The sequence below is a fragment of the Streptomyces sp. NPDC104814 genome, assembly GCF_055583185.1.
Genome location: NZ_JBVJOL010000021.1, coordinates 1 through 1,866, shown reverse-complemented (window position 1 = coordinate 1,866; position 1,866 = coordinate 1). Strand labels below are relative to the sequence as shown.

1 rRNA gene (only partly in view) is annotated in these 1,866 nt (G+C 56.8%); it reads left to right on the top strand.

The features are described 5' to 3' along the window. A 23S ribosomal RNA gene (locus ACZ64A_RS36775) occupies positions 1-1,845 on the top strand; it begins 1,373 nt to the left of the window's first position. The last annotated feature ends 21 nt before the right edge of the window (positions 1,846-1,866 follow it).

Sequence of the window (1,866 nt, the reverse complement as noted above, 5' to 3'; positions counted from 1 at the left end):
ATAAGCCCCAACGGGTGCTGTGATGGGTAGGGGAGCGTCGTCTGCCGGGTGAAGCGGCACTGGAAGGTAGTCGTGGACGGTTGACGAGTGAGAATGCAGGCATGAGTAGCGATACAAACGTGAGAAACGTTTGCGCCGATTGACTAAGGGTTCCTGGGTCAAGCTGATCTGCCCAGGGTAAGTCGGGACCTAAGGCGAGGCCGACAGGCGTAGTCGATGGATAACCGGTTGATATTCCGGTACCCGCTGTGAAGCGTCAAACATCGAATCCAGTGATGCTAAGGCCGTGAAGCCGCCCCGGAGCCTTCGGGCAAAGGGGAGTGGTGGAGCCGCCGGCCCAAGTTGGTAGTAGGTGAGTGATGGGGTGACGCAGGAAGGTAGTCCATCCCGGGCGGTGGTTGTCCCGGGGTAAGGGTGTAGGCCGCAAGGTAGGCAAATCCGCCTTGCATACGGCTGAGACCTGATGCCGAGCCGATTGTGGTGAAGTGGATGATCCTATGCTGTCGAGAAAAGCCTCTAGCGAGTTTCATGGCGGCCCGTACCCTAAACCGACTCAGGTGGTCAGGTAGAGAATACCGAGGCGTTCGGGTGAACTATGGTTAAGGAACTCGGCAAAATGCCCCCGTAACTTCGGGAGAAGGGGGGCCACACTCGGTGATCCGTTTTACACGGTGAGCTGGGGGTGGCCGCAGAGACCAGCGAGAAGCGACTGTTTACTAAAAACACAGGTCCGTGCGAAGCCGTAAGGCGATGTATACGGACTGACGCCTGCCCGGTGCTGGAACGTTAAGGGGACCGGTTAGCTCCATTTCGGTGGGGCGAAGCTGAGAACTTAAGCGCCAGTAAACGGCGGTGGTAACTATAACCATCCTAAGGTAGCGAAATTCCTTGTCGGGTAAGTTCCGACCTGCACGAATGGCGTAACGACTTCTCGACTGTCTCAACCATAGGCCCGGTGAAATTGCACTACGAGTAAAGATGCTCGTTTCGCGCAGCAGGACGGAAAGACCCCGGGACCTTTACTACAGTTTGATATTGGTGTTCGGTTCGGCTTGTGTAGGATAGCTGGGAGACTGTGAAGCTCATACGCCAGTATGGGTGGAGTCGTCGTTGAAATACCAGTCTGGTCGTGCTGGATGTCTAACCTGGGTCCGTGATCCGGATCAGGGACAGTGTCTGATGGGTAGTTTAACTGGGGCGGTTGCCTCCTAAAGGGTAACGGAGGCGCCCAAAGGTTCCCTCAGCCTGGTTGGCAATCAGGTGTTGAGTGTAAGTGCACAAGGGAGCTTGACTGTGAGACCGACGGGTCGAGCAGGGACGAAAGTCGGGACTAGTGATCCGGCGGTGGCTTGTGGAAGCGCCGTCGCTCAACGGATAAAAGGTACCCCGGGGATAACAGGCTGATCTTCCCCAAGAGTCCATATCGACGGGATGGTTTGGCACCTCGATGTCGGCTCGTCGCATCCTGGGGCTGGAGTCGGTCCCAAGGGTTGGGCTGTTCGCCCATTAAAGCGGTACGCGAGCTGGGTTTAGAACGTCGTGAGACAGTTCGGTCCCTATCCGCTGTGCGCGTAGGAATATTGAGAAGGGCTGTCCCTAGTACGAGAGGACCGGGACGGACGAACCTCTGGTGTGCCAGTTGTTCTGCCAAGGGCATGGCTGGTTGGCTACGTTCGGGAGGGATAACCGCTGAAAGCATCTAAGCGGGAAGCCTGCTTCGAGATGAGTATTCCCACCTCCTTGAGAGGGTAAGGCTCCCAGTAGACGACTGGGTTGATAGGCCGGATATGGAAGCACGGTAACGTGTGGAGTTGACCGGTACTAATAGGCCGAGGGCTTGTCCTCAGTTGCTCGCGTCCACTGTGT